Source organism: Mesorhizobium dulcispinae (assembly GCF_033977345.1).
Classification (GTDB): Bacteria; Pseudomonadota; Alphaproteobacteria; order Rhizobiales; family Rhizobiaceae; genus Mesorhizobium; species Mesorhizobium dulcispinae.
In genome coordinates, this window is record NZ_JAVIIY010000003.1 from 48,171 (window position 1) to 64,003 (window position 15,833).

At 60.4% G+C, this 15,833-nt stretch carries 9 protein-coding genes and 2 pseudogenes; 1 reads left to right on the forward strand and 10 read right to left on the reverse strand.

Annotation, left to right across the window (positions count from 1 at the left end; genetic code table 11):
- Window positions 1-21: 21 nt before the first annotated feature.
- Window positions 22-1,170: a Fic family protein gene (locus tag RFN30_RS08145; RefSeq protein WP_320261591.1), complete on the reverse strand. Its 1,149-nt coding sequence runs from the start codon at window positions 1,168-1,170 to the stop codon at window positions 22-24.
- Window positions 1,171-1,625: 455 nt separating this feature from the next.
- Here RFN30_RS08145 and RFN30_RS08150 point away from each other — a divergent pair, with 455 nt between their 5' ends.
- Entirely contained in the window at window positions 1,626-3,077 is a 1,452-nt protein-coding gene (locus RFN30_RS08150; protein WP_320261592.1) for a CYTH and CHAD domain-containing protein, read from the forward strand.
- Window positions 3,078-3,563: 486 nt separating this feature from the next.
- Here the strand turns inward: RFN30_RS08150 and RFN30_RS08155 are convergent, their stop codons facing one another.
- The 9 genes and pseudogenes from RFN30_RS08155 to RFN30_RS08195 form a co-directional block, all read right to left on the reverse strand.
- On the reverse strand, window positions 3,564-3,869 hold the full coding sequence (locus RFN30_RS08155; protein ID WP_320261593.1) for a hypothetical protein: 306 nt from the start codon (window positions 3,867-3,869) through the stop codon (window positions 3,564-3,566).
- Between the two features lie 922 nt (window positions 3,870-4,791).
- A pseudogene (locus RFN30_RS32380) lies at window positions 4,792-4,996 on the reverse strand (transposase); the annotation flags it as partial.
- A gap of 2 nt (window positions 4,997-4,998) precedes the next feature.
- Window positions 4,999-6,000 carry a ParA family protein gene (locus RFN30_RS08165; protein WP_320261594.1) on the reverse strand — a complete coding sequence of 334 codons (1,002 nt, stop codon included), beginning with the start codon at window positions 5,998-6,000 and terminating at the stop codon, window positions 4,999-5,001.
- Window positions 6,001-6,303: 303 nt separating this feature from the next.
- A pseudogene (locus tag RFN30_RS08170) lies at window positions 6,304-6,839 on the reverse strand (tyrosine-type recombinase/integrase).
- Window positions 6,840-7,141: 302 nt separating this feature from the next.
- A complete protein-coding gene (locus RFN30_RS08175) occupies window positions 7,142-10,228 on the reverse strand; it encodes an AAA family ATPase (RefSeq protein WP_320261595.1) in 3,087 nt (1,028 codons plus the stop codon).
- Window positions 10,225-10,926, reverse strand: coding sequence for an ABC-three component system middle component 1 (locus RFN30_RS08180; protein ID WP_320261596.1), 702 nt, complete (start codon window positions 10,924-10,926; stop codon window positions 10,225-10,227). Before RFN30_RS08180 ends, RFN30_RS08175 begins: the two co-directional genes overlap by 4 nt.
- The gene (locus RFN30_RS08185; RefSeq protein WP_320261597.1) at window positions 10,926-13,436 is read right to left on the reverse strand and encodes an ABC-three component system protein; all 2,511 of its coding nucleotides are present in this window, start codon (window positions 13,434-13,436) and stop codon (window positions 10,926-10,928) included. The genes RFN30_RS08180 and RFN30_RS08185 overlap by 1 nt, the downstream gene beginning before the upstream one ends.
- Before the next feature lie 900 nt (window positions 13,437-14,336).
- Window positions 14,337-14,756: an Ohr family peroxiredoxin gene (locus RFN30_RS08190; protein WP_320261598.1), complete on the reverse strand. Its 420-nt coding sequence runs from the start codon at window positions 14,754-14,756 to the stop codon at window positions 14,337-14,339.
- Between the two features lie 39 nt (window positions 14,757-14,795).
- On the reverse strand, window positions 14,796-15,833 hold the full coding sequence (locus tag RFN30_RS08195; RefSeq protein ID WP_320262065.1) for an alpha/beta fold hydrolase: 1,038 nt from the start codon (window positions 15,831-15,833) through the stop codon (window positions 14,796-14,798).

The following is a 15,833-nucleotide window of genomic DNA, read 5'->3' on the forward strand; positions in this document are numbered from 1 at the left end:
AACTAGAGGCTGACCATTAACCTAAAGGTTGGAAAAAAGGTTGATGTACGGCGCATAGAAGTAGCGCCTGTTACGGGCCTGCCCAGTGATCTCCACTAGCATGCCGGCCTCAACAAATTTGTCAATTAAAGCGCTTGCATTTGGAAAACTGATTCCGAGCACGTCGCGAACGTTATTTATGCTAACAGTCGGGCGGCGGTATAAGTGCTCCAAGACCTTGTTCGCTTTGCCAGCGGAATTTCCGAATTGATCAGATATTATTGACCTATGGCCCTCTCGGAGGCTTACTATTTCGCGGGCCGTTTCCGTAGCCTGTTCTGCGACGTCCCCCACACCTTTCAGAAAGAATTTTATCCACCCCTCCCAATCTCCTTCAACGCGCGTCTTTTGGAGGCGATCATAATACTCCTGCCGATTCTGCTTGAAGTAGTGGGAAAGGTAGAGGACCGGCCGCATCAATAGCCGTCGTTCGAAAAGAAAAAACGCTATGAGCAATCGGCCGACCCTTCCATTCCCGTCGAGAAATGGATGTATCGTTTCAAATTGGGCGTGGCTTAAACCGATTTTGATGAGCGGCGGAATGTGATCTTCAGCGTGAAGGAATTTCTCGAGGTCGCTTAACGCCTCAGCAGCAACCTCATGGGGCGGCGGAATGAAACTAGCAGAATTCAAATTGCTTCCGCCGGGTCCGATCCAGTTCTGGCTTTGCCGAAGCTCCCCTGGCTGGAGCTTGTGACCGCGGACCCCATGCAAGAGCTTCTCGTGGATTTCCTTAATCAAGCGAACCGACAAAGGCAGTTCGTCAAGGCGAGCAATGCCATGGTTCATCGCGGAAAGGTAGTTGACTACTTCGTCAACATCCTTGGGCATCTGTTGGTCATAAATGTCGGCTTCGGCCTTCAGGAGATCATTGATAGAAGCTTGTGTGCCTTCTATCTGACTGGATAGGACCGCCTCCTTTCTGACGTACATCATCACGAACAGATCAGGGTTCGGAAGCGTTTGTATGGAGCCGTCCAGTCGGCCCAAAGCTCGATCGGCCCTGGAGAGGAGATTCTGAAGCTCGGCGTCGATGGTGAGTTGGGGATTGGGCGGCAACGGAGAAGGTATGAAAGCTCGGTAGCCTGCGGGCTGTCTCACATACCGTCCGCTTCTTCCCTCCGCAGCCATCCCGGCTCTCCTTATTAATGATAAACGTTAACAAGGAGCATAATATGCATCTTGCCAACGTCAACCGTTAATATGAGCTGCAAAATTTCCACTTACTAATGCCCGCCAACAATGTGAGGCTGGTTGCGCGACCTTGTTATCGCGTGGGGATGATACCGCGGCTGCCAATTTCCATATTAACGTCTAACGAGAGCAGGACGTGAAAGCGGAGGCTCCAAAGCCGCCAAATTGTCATTGGAGCCGCCTCCGAAATTTTGTCTGGAGCTTCGCGCAACTGGAGACTTTTCGGCTCTAGAAATCCTGACGCCCGTCCGGGCCCGGTTCCGGCTCGCTCCTTGTCGTCTGCCCGCTTGAGGTCTGGCCACAGTGGTCGAGGCGGGCGGTTGTTTGTGACAGTCTTATGACGCACGATGGGGTGGGTCGCCTCGATTGCCGTGAGCGACGCCGAGAGCATCATGCAGGAAACGGAACTGAAGCTCGAGCTTTTGCAATCGGGTGCGCGGTCGCTCCTGAAGAAGAATCCGTTCGGATCCCCGCCCATCATTCTTCAGCAGACATCCATCTATTTCGACACTCCCGGATGGGATCTGTCCAAGCGCGGCCTGTCGCTTCGCATCCGGCAATCGGGAAATGAACGCATACAAACCGTCAAAGCCGGTGATGGTGTCGCAGCCGGATCGTTCACACGCGAGGAGTGGGAACGGCCGGTCGCCGGCGACACACCGATACTTGATGATCCGCAGATCCGAGATCTGCTCGCAGATGCTGGCCCAAAGCTCGCCGCGTTGTTCGAGGTCCATGTCAAACGGCATCTTTGGAATGTGTCGGATCAGGACGCCACGATCGAAGTCGCGTTGGATCTTGGCAAGGTCGTTGCAGCCGATCGCGAGGCGCCACTCTGCGAGATCGAGTTCGAAAAGAAGGCGGGCTCGCCGAAAGCGCTGTTCGCGCTCGCCAGGAAAGTCGACCTCATCACACCGACGCATGTCGGAGTGCTGAGCAAAGCTGAACGGGGCTATCATCTGCTAGGCACAGCTCCCGGCGCTGTGAAAGCGGCTTCGACCCCGCTCACGTCCGAGATGAGCGCGGCAACGGCTTTCGCGCACATCGCGGCGGCCTGTCTCAAACAGTTTCGTCTCAATGAAACGGTGCTGGGCTGGTCCCGCGATGCCGAGGCCCTGCATCAGGCTCGCGTGTCGCTGCGCCGGCTGCGCTCGCTTTGCTCGATCTGCAAGTCGCTGTTCCATGACAGCCGTTTTGACCACCTGCGGGAAGAATTGAAATGGCTCGCCTCGGAATTTGGCGATGCTCGCAATATCGACGTGATGATCGACCGTGCTTCGAGCGAGGCTCTTTCAAGCCGTCTTCACAATGCGCGCGACGATGCCTATGCGGCAGTCGAAGCATCGCTTTCCTCGGTGCGCGCCCGCTCCTTGATGATCGATGCCACCGAGTGGATCTCCATCAGGGACTGGCGGACCGACCAATCGAGCGACACGCTGCACGAGCAGTCGGCAAGGGATTTCGCCTCCGGTGTATTTGATAAATTTTGGAAAAAGGTGGTGAAGGGCGGCAACAATCTCATCGATGCCGATGACGAGACCCGCCATAAATTGCGCATCGCCGCAAAGAAGCTACGCTATGCGGCTGAGTTCTTCGAGCCGCTCTACAAGAGCAAGGCGGAAGCCAAACGCCATCGACGGTTCATCGAGGCGATGGAAGACCTGCAGGACCAGCTCGGCAGTCTCAACGATCTCGCCACCGCCCCTGATATGCTGGCAGCGCTGTGGCTTTCGGACGTGGCTAGTGCAAAGGACCTCTATAGCGCCGAGGACAAGTCCAAGCTTCTCAAGGACGCCGCGGAGGCACACGACGCCTTGGTCAACACAAGACGCTTCTGGCGCTGAGGCATGCAGAAGGAGCGACGAGGCTGTCTCCAAGCGGCCGGTCTTCGCCAGCTAGGAGGGATTAGCTGCCGAACTCTGAAGCAGCGACTTTGATCGCGACTCGTCACATAGCTGTGACAAACTGCGTAACAGGCGCCGGGACGAGTTCGACCGAAGGCGTGGTTGGCCGGGCTTGGAGGTCTTTGGACCAGGAGCAGAACCCTCTCTAGACCGCGATGCAGTGGATATAACCGGGCTTGATCCGCCCCGACTGCGCGGCGAGAACGACCTACGACATGCATCTTTGCACGACTTCCGGGAGGAAGCCAGCTTGACTTGAATGAGCAAACGCGGCGCCGATTTCCTTCGAAAATGGTTGGCGAACAACATTCCTACGGCCAGGGGTTCGGACATTTTGTCGGTCGCCGAGCTAACGCAGCAGCTATTTGCTGACGCAAGGTCTCTCAAGATATCCAGTACGCAAATCGACGAAGAGCTTGGCAGCGTTTATGAGGCGATACTCATTGCGATTAAAAAATAGAACGCCCCTAGTGGGGACGCTGCTTCACCGTGAGAGACGCTTTCTGTTCGCCCTGATTTTCCCGCCGTAAAATTGATCGAGCTTGTCGGGGCGGATGTTCCCATGGTGAGCATCGTTCCGGCGCGGCCGGCTGCCTCGATTTTTTCACTGACCATCAGCAGGGACTCGCGTTCCGCTGTCTTGCTGCCTTGCGCGATCCGCAGACCCCGGAGCCAGATGACTTGTTGCGCCTCCATCATCGTAAGGCACAGATCCACCCAAGGGTTGAACATTGCAGCACTCCTGATCGGCGCAGGAGAACGGCAGCCTTAGTTGTCCGGTTCCCTGGTAAGCGGGAGGACGGAGTAGGAATTTGCCTAAATAAGGATTGTTGGCGCGTAGCCGTCGGCTTCCGGCGACGATCGTCTGGCTCGCCTGGCGGGCCAGGTAGCTGTGTGACAAGTTGCGTGACACGCGGCGCGAAAAGCTACATGTTTTCAATGCCAAAGACGCTTGGTCCGCCAAACCATGGCCGAGGCAACCTGGCCACTGCTAGCAAGACAAATCCGATCGCCCGAATACTCCCAGCCAGTGAGCCTCTCCATCTGCCGCGATTCTCTCCTTTGGCAAGACACCACGCGCATGGTGGACCCAGCGCGAGCGCAGCAGCGCCAGTTCCTCGACCGCGGAGATCAGCGGATCGGTCTTCTGCTCCACGTCATCGAGCAGCGAAAACAGATAAGACGGTCAAGGCCTCCGTAGCCACCATCACGAATGGCTGGAATGGGGCCGTGTATGGACGGCTCTCCGTTAGCAAGGGGTTCTTTGAGCTTTGCCTTCATTGGTTGGTGCGGCCATGTATCCGACCTGTAGGGTGCGGCCTTTCATATGCCGCTGGCCATAATGCCATTCGCGCGGCTCAGGTCCCGATCGAAAGCTCGCACTCGAAGTGCACGGCCCCAGAGGGTTTTCCCGATCCGGCGGTTTCAACCGGCTTTGTGCATTAGCTCCTGTCCGCCCTTTCCAACCTCGTCGGCGATCGCTCGCCTTGTCTCGTTCTATGCGATGACCGGCTCCCTGTAGCGCTCGCCGCTTGTCATCAATGCCCAGACCATCCGGGCGGCCTGTTGGCCAACGCGACCGCTGCAACCTTGGCTGTTCGCCGCGCCATCAACTGCACGAGCCATGGCCTCCTGGTCCCGTTCCGTTCGGCGTAGCGGATGACCGCCATTGCGCCGACCACGAGCAGCTGTCGCAAGTAGCGATTGCCGGCCTTGGAGATGCTGCCGAGCTTCTCCTTCCCCCCGCTGGAGTTCTGCTTCGGCACAAGCCCGATCCAGGCCGATAGACAGCGCCCCGACTTGAACGCATGCGCATCGGCGACTGTCGCCACGAATGCACTCGCCAGCAGCGGACCGATTTCTAGGGCCAAGAGGAAACTGAGTTGAGGGTGTCAACAATCTCTGCAAAGTGATCAGCCGAATCCCGAGCCTTTGCAAGATGAGCGCCGCGAACGCCATCACTAGAATTACAGTAGAAGATGGGCTTCTTGGCATCCATAGAGTATGGGATAAGGCTGTGAAGATTTGGGATCAAGCCTAGTTTATAATCATCGTCACGCCAAATCTGCACTTGATCCAGAGGGCCAAGTTTGTCGATGATGTTTGCACGGATCGCAGGTTCGAGTTCGTTCCCGTAAATTTGCCAACCTTCAGTCATTCCAGCTGCATTTGTACGGATGTTATGCTGTTGAACGACGTAGCCAAGGTAGCTCGGTTTCCCCTTCGGGATAGAGAGACTGGGGTCCTGCCATGCGACATTAGTTTGATCCCACTCTTTCCGCCATCCGACGAGCTTGTTGCCGAGGTTTTCGGTTCCTTGGATGGAAAAAAGATCGGGAGCCACAGGCGTGATGAAGTAATCCGCCGAGGCTAGGACTGCTCGGTTCAGCGCGCCAAGGTTGGGGCCGAGGTCCAACAACACCAAGTCTGCGCCGACTTTCTCACTAGCCCATTGGATGTATCGATGGATTGCAGATTGAGCTCGCACCGCTGGCTCATTGCCACCTCGTGCAGCACTCCAAGTGTCGCCCAATGTGTCTTCAAAATCGCTGAGTCGAAGATCTCCCGGCACGAGATACAGCTTGCCCTGAGCGTTTGGAACCGAACTCGGCTGTCTCTGGCGAATGTCGCCAATGCCTCGTGCGACACGTTCAATGGCTCGGTAGATACTGTTTCCGTCCGTGCTCCATGATTGTCGAATGGCAGTGTCGCTCAGGCAGTATGCACTGAGATTGCATTGACTATCGCAATCGACCATCAGCACGGTGAGCCCGCGCGCGGCGAGAAGATGCGCAACGTGATACATGTAGGTCGTCTTTCCGACGCCGCCTTTGTTATTGAAAATCGCAATGCTCTTGGTCATTTCAAATTCCTGTTGTTCAGAAGATCACCATAAGTGGCCGACGGCCGGTTAGCTACAGATATGAAATTTATCTTCCTCGAATTGCGGGACAGATATGGGAATGTCCTCAAGCCTCCGCATAGAGCCAGTCAAGGCTGTGGAGATTAGGAATGCCAGCTAGGCGTTGATTCTCACCGTTCTCCTCGATTCGGATGCTTAGCTTAAGAGCCGTCCCAACCGCTTTCCACCCCAAGACGGAAACCGCAGCCCAGCCATTGCACTTGCGTAAGCGGCCATCCCTGCAGCGTAGACGGCCGCTCGATGTCAGATTTCCGTCCGCTCCGCCAGCAGCAGTGCGTCCTCCACATCGACACCAAGGTATCGGACCGTATTCTCGATCTTAGAGTGACCGAGCAATATCTGGATGGCTCGGATGTTGCCGGTTGCCTTATCGATCATCGACGCCTTCGTGCGGCGGAGCGAATGAGTGCCGTACTCTTCTTTGCGCAGGCCGATCGCGGTCACCCACTCGTCAACTAACCGAGCATACTGCCTGGTGCTCATGTGGCGCGCGTAATCGATCCGGCTCGGAAAGACATAATCCTCAACGGTGCCGCGTCGCCGCTCCAGCCAAGCCAGCAGACTCGTTCGCACATCGCTGGTAATCTCGAACTGGACCGGCCGCCCCGTCTTGCTGCACGACGATCGCGCGGGTCCTGATCTCGGGACCGGCGACCACGTCGCGAATCCTGATCTTGACTAAGTCGCAGCCGCAAAGCTTGCTGTCGATCGCCAGATCGAACAGGGCTCGATCTCGAGTACGTCTCTCGCGATCAAGGTAGAAGCGAATTGGCCCAGATTTGCTTTTGCGCAAGCGGGCGCTTCGTACCTACCTGTTTGCCCGCGTCTCAATCCGGAGAGCATTCAGCATGTGCTTCAGGAGATCGGCGAACGCGGCTTTGACGACCAAGTATAGCGGGCGCTCTTACCGGCCGGACCCTCGATGTCTAGGTTCGGGGCCGCTACCTGTCGGTTTGCTTCGAAGTGGTCGACCGCCAAGGCGGACATTGCGTTCATTCGGCCTTGGTTGGTAGCCGTCTGCGCCGAACGGCAACCCCCGACCGCACATGTTTGAGGAGTGATCCGCGAAACGTCCGCAGTGTTACGCTAGCTTGGCCTCGGGCTCGGCCAGAAGGCGACGCGCCGCCGGATTGTGCCGCGGCGGCTCGACCCGGACGCCGTCCTTCGACGCCCCGACCAGCTCAACGACAGTGCAGGGTAGCCCGGCGGCATCGAACTTGCGCGCGATGAATTCGCCTTCGTCGCGCTTATGGCTCGACATCAGCAGCTGGTAGCCTTTAAGCTCGACAAGATTGCGCATCACGTCGACAAAGGCAGCTGCGTGGATAATGTCATTGTGCTGTAGCGGGTCGTCAAGCAGCAACGCGCGCCACCGCGACCAGCGATAGGCAGTGCTCGCTGCGCAGAGAATGCTGAAGCCGTTCGCAGCCATTTGTCCCTCGCTCAATACAAGCTGCGGTGGCAAAGTGGTCTTGTATTGGGCATTCTCGATCGGATCTGCATAGCGGAGTTGCATCGCGAGTGCCGTGCGCTCGACGGTATGTTGGGCATTAAACTGGACGGTCTCACCAGGGGTGCTTAGCAGTGCACGATTGAACGCATCTATCAGATCGTTGAGCGGCAACAAAAACTGGGTCGAGAAGCTCTCTGCCTCTGCCTTAAGCTGTTCGCCATAGGCCACCACCGCATCACGGGTGGCAGCTGTGAGCTGCAGCGCCCCACGTGCCGCCTGCAGCTGCTGCTGTAATTCCTGTTCCCGGAAGACGGGATTGTCTGCGGCCCCTTGTCCGCCTTGGTCGTTCATCAGAGCGCGCAAAGCATGCAGCTCGCCCTGGGCCAGCCAGGCTTCATAGCCACGTGACAGTGCATTAGCTTCCTCGAAATGCGCGGCAAGGGCCAAGGCCCGATCGCCAAGCGCGGCTTCCCGAGTATCGATTGCCTGCGCCGCGGGCTCGCCGCCCATCTTTGCCTGCTGCCAGGCGGTGATCGCCGCCGACCGGGCGCCCTCGGCGTCGCGAATTCCCGCAGCGATACGGTCGCGCTCAGCCTCGGCAGCGGTCAGCCGCTCGCGTGCCGCCGTTTCGGCATTGCCGGCGACAGCACGCTTTACAGTCAAATCCTCCAAGGTCGCGCGCGCCGCATCGAGTAGCTCGCTCTGCGTGTCAACGGCGGCGTCAGCGGCCTCGACGCTCCACGGCCGGGCGTAGATGGCAAGGCTGTCCTCAATTGCACGCAACGCTGTCTCGCACCGCGCGCGTCGCTGCGTCGCGGCCGCCAGACGCTCGTCGAGCGACGCCAGTGTTGCGGTCAGTGCATCAACGCGCGCTTGCGCGGTGCTTACATCGGCGGGGCTACCGCCCAGATCACGGATATGCGCCGCGCGAATTCGGGCCGCTTGGGCCAGTCGGTCTGCAATCAGCGACACGAAGTCGCTATCGGCGCTCACACCTAGGCCTTCGGCAATACCACGACGTTCGCCCGCAGCGGCTGCCTCGGCTGCCTCGGCAGCGCTGGTCGCAGTCGCCGCCGCGAAGATCGCGGCTTGCGCCTGCGCCAGCACCTGGCTCGCCGCCGTCGCGCGATCGCGCAGCGCGTCAAGCTCGCGCACATCGTCGGCAAGTTCGACATCCTGGGCGGCGAGCGCATTGTGTGCGCGCGTCTGGAGTTCGCCCGGCAGAAACTTGCTCGTGCAGACCGGGCAATTGGTATCGTCGTGCCCGATATGTGCGGCAAGGCCGGACAAGAGTTCGGCGATCAGAGACGCGTCGCGCCGCCGTGCCGCAAGCTTGGCCTCGGCCGCGCCTTCGGCGTTGCGCGCTTCTTGGGCGGCGCGCTCAAGTCCCGGCAACTGACCGCGCGCGCGATCTGCAGCCGCACCGGCTGCTGTGGCCGCAGAGCGCCCATTGCGCGCGGCCATATCCTGTGCCTGCAACGCTGTGACACGCGAGGACCAGAGCTGGAGCGTTGCCTGCTCGTTGTCCAACTGGCTGAGCGTCGCTTGTGCCTCATGCGCGCGGGCAAGGTCACCCTGCGCTGTGGCTACGTCCTGGCGGCAAGCGTCGCGCTCGGCTTGGAGCGCCGCCTCGGACGCCTGGGCGGTCTGTCGCTCGGCATCGAGTATCGCAAATTCGGCGATCGCAGCTCGTACGCGGATCCGCTCGCCACGGTCGGATTCGGCGCGGGCGACGGCCTGCGACTGCTCGGCTGCAGCCTGTTCTGCCGCGCTCGCTGCAAGCATCGCTGCGCTTAGCTGGCTGGTCGCTGCTGCGACGGCTTCATTGGTGGCCGCTGCGCGCGCGCCGTCGTTATCCGTCAGTGCGGATGCCTCGCTGAAGCGCGCGAGAATACCGTGCAAGCCGTCGAGCGCGGCGCGGTCCTGCGCGACCTGGCGTTGTTCTGTCGCAATCGCTAGGCGGACCTTCGACAGCCGCTCGGCAAAGCCTTCGGCCTGGTGATCGCTCGCCTGTATCGCGCGTTCGACAATCGCAAGGCGTCCATCGAGCGTCGCCTCTGACACAGCACCGGCCGCCGAGCCACGGGTGCGGAGCTCGGTCAGCCTTGCGACATGTCCCTGCCATTCCTCCAGCGCCCGTGCCGCGATATCGACCGCCGCCTGTTCGCGCTCGGCGCGCCGCCGAAAAGCAAGCATGGTGCTCCGGCCACGCAAGGCGGTCCGGATCGATTCTAACCGGTCGATGCCACTCGGTCCCTTGAGCGCCTGCCATTGGTCGGTATGGTCACGACTGGTGAAGCGTTGCTGTGAGGCTTGTCCAAGAAAATGGGTGAAGCCGAGGTAGGCGGCGATGTCCTTAATCTCGGTCCACTGGGGACTCTTGAGTAAGCCAAACAACGCGGCCGCAGCGGGTTTCTCGCGCAACGCGCGCGTCAAAGGCTCGCCCTCCGAAAAGGTCAAGCTTACCCGGTGCGTACCCGGATTCGCATCGCGCCGTGTAAGGTAATCGCTCTCCTTGAAGCGGCCGACATAATCCTGGAAGCGCCGAATTCTTCCTGTCAGGCACCATTCGATACCGTCGAAAAAGTTGCTCTTGCCAAGTCCATTGGTCCCGACGAGCAATGTGAGCCCCGGACCCGGCGCCACTGGCAGCGTGAACGTGCCAAACGTCCTGAAGTTATGAAGATGGACCTGGCGAAGGAAGGTGTAGCTCATCGTGCGCTCCGCCGCTGCCAAGAGGCCACCAATTGCTCCACCAGGCGATCGGGATCGATGTCGGACCCGCTCGCCAGGCGGATCCACTCGCCGGCCGTGTCGCGAGGGACATCGCCGAACGCTGTCGCGCGATTTACATTGTCGAGGGGTGCCATCGAAAAGATCTCGTCGGTGATCCATGGTCGGGCGAGGAAGCTGCGCTTGACGAAGTCGGCGAAGCTATCCTCGTCGGCGTTCGCGTCGAGCGGGCGCAACCACACGAGCTTGCGGGCTACGCGTTCGTCGCGTTCGGCGATGAGCGCCAGGGCGCGCCATCGGTCGATGCCTTCGCTGCCGCGCGGGCCAAGCAGAATGGCATGCAGGTCGAGCGCCGATGGCGCGCTTAGGTAGGAGCGGGCCACGACGCATTGATTGCGAACGCGGCGCACGAGGTCGCTCATGCCCTCCTCGTTGGGAGCTTCGGGCAGTAGGGTCAACAACACGGCGTAGCGGCCGATCTGCAGTCCCCGAACATGGTTTGGCAGGTCGCTCGGTTCGAGCCGCGCCGATGGCGTGTCACTCCCGCCGGCAAAGGTTCGGCCGGCATAGTTGGGCTTGGATCCAATTGACAGGCCAAGTTCAGACGCACGGCGAATGAGCAGCCGCTCACCCGTTTCGAGGGCAATTTGTGCAGGCGAGGCTGACGGGGTCTCGCTCATTATGCTGGGGCTCCTGCGGTTTCGATTGCAACTTTCAACCGGGCAAAATGATCCTCCTCGATGCCGAGCAGCAATGTAGTCAGCGCTGCCGCGCTGGTTTGGGCTGCCGCGCGAAATTGCGCATCGACCGTCAGCATCAGCTTTGCATCCGCGCTTGGCTGGCCGAGAAGGAGTATGCCATCGTCGGTCTTGCTTAGCGAGCTGTTGGCGCCCGCGATAAATGCCGCTGGGACCGACTGCATCGGCAACAGGACGAATTCCGTCGTCCAAGCGTGGCGCAGCGCAACCAGCGCCATTTCCTCGCTGTCGATCAAGGCTGCCGCGCAGGTGTGGCCGGTGCGCTCAGTCCCATTTGCTTGCCGTCCGAGATTGCCCGGAGGAGCGCCGCGTGGCGCTGTGACCTGCCAGGCGGTCGCGACGGCCAGGGCAACCGCGCAGGCTCGGATCACCGGCGACAGCAGCCGCCGCCCGGCCAGCACCGAGGCCTCACCGGCGATAGCCGCATCGTCTTTCGCGCATACGGCAAGCCCGAGGAAGCGCGCCAGCAGAGTTGGCTCCGCGCGAAAGTGCTCGACCCAGCTTTGCCAGATCGGCTGCATTTGCTGGCGAAGATCAGCGGCTGCCACGAACGATACCGCGTGTCCCGGATCCTCGCCCTGTCCTACATAGCGAGTGAGGTGGTGATCGACAGCGTCGAGCAGCCAGTGATCGAGTCGTCGGTTGATTGTCGCTGCGAGGTCGTCAGGCCCCATTGTAACCGGATTAAGGATCGAAGGATTGCCACTCAGCGCTTTGAGTGGCGGCAGCCGCAGCCCACCCGCGCTGGGCGATTCGCTCGACAGCGCGGCGAGGAAGGGGCGCCAACGCGCCACGTTCAGGAGCAGGTCGACGCGCAAAGCGTGGATAGCCAGACGCGCGACCGCATATGCGAGGCGGGTGCCCAGTTGGTCGGGCGCGTCGATAACCGTGAGCTCAAGCGGTGACGTGTCATCGGACCAAAGCGTGGCGACGTCCGCGAGCGCAATATCCCCACTCCACCGGGCATCGCCTCCGATTAGCCACAGCTTGGTGCTGCGCGGCATCGCGGCGAGCAGCGCATCGAGATGATACCGCGGTGGCGGCAGTTTCGCCTGCCCAGCAAGCCGCTTGAAATGAGCAAAAGTCGCGGGATGGAGTTTGGGTGCGATACTGTCGATTGGGAAAGTGTGCACCCATGCAGCATGCTCGGCTTCATACCCGGCGAGTAGGTCTGCGAAGGGATGCCGAATGGTATCGCGCCCGGGGCCGCGCCGGGCGATCACCCAATCGGCGACGACGATCGTGCCGCCGCACGCGAAGCGTCGCGACCCTTCCGCGTCGCCGGGCTCGGATGCAATCTGTTGGACGTCGTCACAGACAATGTGCGTAAAGGACTCTGCCCCTGGCCGTCTGCAAGCCTTGACCAGCAGATAGACCGCGAGACGATTCAGGCGCGCGGTCCTGATCGACAGTAGCTCCGGCTCACGCGTCTGTAGGATGAGTTGAACGCCGTGGCGCAATTGTCCCTGCATTTGGTCGACTAAGCCAAGGGTTTCGACCTGGGCACCAATGGCGTTATCGTAGGCCGTGATAAAATCAAATCCTTGTCCGGCCGCTTCGGCGGCGAGCGCGTCGGTGTCGGTTGCCAACAACGTGCCGCGAAGGGCCTGCACGCCCGGACGTTGAGCGATGCCACGAACTATGTCGTTGTGCCGAAAGGTGGCGCTGGCGGCCGCAATCAGGTCGATCAAGCCGCCATCGCCATTGCCGCTTACGAGAAAGGTAGGTCGCGCGTTACCCGCGATCTCCGCCCCTGGCACGCCTGCATCGTGCCAATAGCTCGGCGTTTCGGTCCCTTGGAGCGCGAAGCGATTCTCGATTCCGAAGCCGACTGCGAGCACGACGATATCGAACTCCTGGCTCGCCGCTTCGCGGCCGCCGGCAACGGCCTCGCGCTCGAAAGTCACCATAAAGCGGCCGGCTTGGGGGGTGATTGCAGTGATCTGGTGTCGTTCGCGCACCGTGAGCCGGCCCTCGGTCGCCGATCGGACTTCTCCAAACTCCCGCAGCACCGCGTCCCGGACGTCTTTGGCGGGTGCCGAGCGCCAGTCGAGCAACGGGAGCTCTGCGAGTTCGTGATCGGCATCGGGATTGGGCCAATCATAAATGTGCGGATCGAGACGGCGCCGTTGCGTATCGCCTTGCAGCGGTAGCAGGCGCTCCGCCTTTTCGAACAGGTGGACGTCGGTCCCACCTTGCAGGGCCAGGCCAGCGGCTAAGGTGATGCCAGCGGCGCCACCGCCGATCACCGCGACGCGGGCATTTCCCGGCAGCAGGTGCTCGTGCCACAGCGCATGGGCCAATTCGAGCGCGCGGACCTGCTGCGAATAGAAGGTGATGCGCGTGTCGTAGAATCCGAGCACATAAACGCCCGGATGTGCGGCGATGCGTGCGCCTGCAATGATGTCCGCAGGGCTCAGCACGACGCGCACCCCCCTCGACCGGCGGTAGCGGCTCGGACGCGCGGTGAACCATTGCGCATGCGCGGGCCAAGATAAACGACCCTATCCAGCATTATGTCCATAACGGACGCAATCAGCAGCTAGCGCGTGCCTGATCAGCGCGTGGCGCCGTCATCGAATAGCAGAGTACCCGCACAATCCCCTCCCGGCACGGCATTTGATCGCTTGGTTAATTGCACGCCGCGACGTGTATTGCCAGCATTGAATATGTGTATGGCGCACAGCGTCATTGCCCATCCACCGTGCTCTATTGATCTCAAAGCCTAGCGGCGGATGCAGATGCTCTGAGGGCGCGAGGTGAACCGTACGCCTGAACTGGTGGCGGCTTTTGGTGCGATCCAGGCGGGGCGTGAATGACAATCTAGAGGCGCTTAGCCGTCATTCGTGATTGAGCTCGTTTGGAGACTTAACTTTAATCAGAGCGGCCCTTGAGAATGCTGACGCTCTTAAGTCGCCGATCGCCCAACTTCAACTCTGCTTGGCCCGCCTTTTAATTTTGGCAGCCGTGTAACAAACTGCGTAACAAGAGAAGAGAAAATAGTAATGTTTTCAATGACATAAAGCGAGAATCGAAAGACGCTCTCTCCGCCATAAGCTTTCCTAATAAATCAATGATTTCAATCACTTAGCTGGTCACAGAAGCGCTTCAAGGTCGAAGCGTCCCCAATCTGTGTAACAAACTGTCAGGAATCCGCTTGGTCCGCCATGGCGTCGCTCAACGTCGAGGTGGTCATCGTCCTGTTTGGGGCCGGAAGCGGACTTGCAGCTTTCGGACATTCGCGTCGACGTGGGCATGATCATAACCTGACCCAGAACAGACCGGGAGCGAGGTGCCAAAAGCATCAACGTCGACGGGCGACTTAGGTCAGATCAGACGATCCTCGCTATGACATCGATGTTGCCCCGTGTCGCTTTGGAGTAAGGACAAGTTTCGTGCGCTTCATCCACCAGAGTTTGTACGACATCACGCTCCAGATCCGGCACCGCAATATCCAGTTGGATGCTGAGAAAGTGGCCGTTTTCTCCGCAGTTCAGATTCACCTCGGCCTCTATGCTCACCCCTGCAGGCAGCGCGATTTTTCGATCGTGGGCCGCTGATGCGATTGCGCTTGCGAAGCTGGCCGACCAGCCGGCCGCGAGCAACTGCTCCGGATTGGTGCCTATGCGCGCCGATCCGGGCGCCGAAAGCCAGATGTCCAGAAGGCCGTCGGAGCTGCGCGAGGCGCCATTTTCGCGGCCGCCCATAGTTGAGGTCCTGGCCGTGTAGACAACCCTCGCGATGCGGCTCATGGGCATTCTTTTGCTGGCAGCGGTAACCGCCGGGGGCGGCTACCGCGAACTCGATCGGGCGTCGACCTCGACAACGGCATCAACGAAGGCCTGCGGCGCTTCCTGGGGTAGGTTGTGCCCGATGCCTCCGGTGACAACCCGATGCGCGTATTTCCCTGAGAACATCTTAGCGTATGCGCTGGCGTTCGGATGCGGCGCCCCATTGGCGTCGCCCTCGAGCGTGACCGTCGGCACGCCGATGAACGGTGCCTGCGCGAGTCTCTGCTCAAACGCGTCGTATTGCTGCTCGCCGGCGGCTAGGCCGAGCCGCCAGCGATAGTTATGGACCACAATGGCCACGTGATCGGGATTGTCCAAGGCCGCGGCGCTGCGCTCGAACGTGGCATCGTCGAAGTTCCACTGGGGGGACGCGAGTTGCCAGATCAGCCTGGCGAAATCTCGTGTGTATTTCTCGTAGCCAGCGCGGCCGCGATCAGTGGCGAAGTAATATTGATACCACCATTGCAACTCGTCCTTGGGTGGCAGCGGCAGCTTGCCGGCTTGCTGGTTGCCGATGAGGTAGCCGCTCACCGAGACCATCGCCTTGCAGCGTTCAGGCCATAGCGCGGCAATGATGTTCGCGGTGCGGGCGCCCCAGTCGCAGCCGCCAATCGTCGCCTTTTCGATGCCCAGCGCGTCCATCAGGGCGACGATGTCGGCGGCGATCGCCGACTGCTGGCCGTTGCGCATCGAATCGTGCGACAGGAAACGCGTTGGCCCGTATCCGCGCAGGTACGGCACGATCACGCGGTGGCCTTTCGCCGCCAGCGGAGGCGCGACATTGGCATAGGTGTGGATGTCATAGGGCCAGCCATGCAGCAGGATGACGGGTGGGCCGTCGGCGGGTCCAAGCTCGGCATAGCCGACGCTCAGCACGCCGGCGTCGATCTGCTTCAAGGGCCCGAAGGACGCCGCCACGGGCTCTCCCGTCGCCTGTTGCGCTTGTGCCGGGCCCATCAGGCCGAACTGGGTGGCGGCGAAAGCCATCGCGGTGGCGCCAAAGAACCGTCGGCGTTCTTGGTCGATCTCATCCGGGAT

Coding starts and splice junctions, on each gene's coding strand:
- RFN30_RS08180 (WP_320261596.1), bottom strand. CDS start 10,926: ATGAGCGAGACCCCGTCAGCCTCGCCTGCACAAATTGCCCTCGAAACG.
- RFN30_RS08165 (WP_320261594.1), bottom strand. CDS start 6,000: ATGACCAAGAGCATTGCGATTTTCAATAACAAAGGCGGCGTCGGAAAG.
- RFN30_RS08145 (WP_320261591.1), bottom strand. CDS start 1,170: ATGGCTGCGGAGGGAAGAAGCGGACGGTATGTGAGACAGCCCGCAGGC.
- RFN30_RS08150 (WP_320261592.1), top strand. CDS start 1,626: ATGCAGGAAACGGAACTGAAGCTCGAGCTTTTGCAATCGGGTGCGCGG.
- RFN30_RS08175 (WP_320261595.1), bottom strand. CDS start 10,228: ATGAGCTACACCTTCCTTCGCCAGGTCCATCTTCATAACTTCAGGACG.
- RFN30_RS08155 (WP_320261593.1), bottom strand. CDS start 3,869: ATGTTCAACCCTTGGGTGGATCTGTGCCTTACGATGATGGAGGCGCAA.
- RFN30_RS08190 (WP_320261598.1), bottom strand. CDS start 14,756: ATGAGCCGCATCGCGAGGGTTGTCTACACGGCCAGGACCTCAACTATG.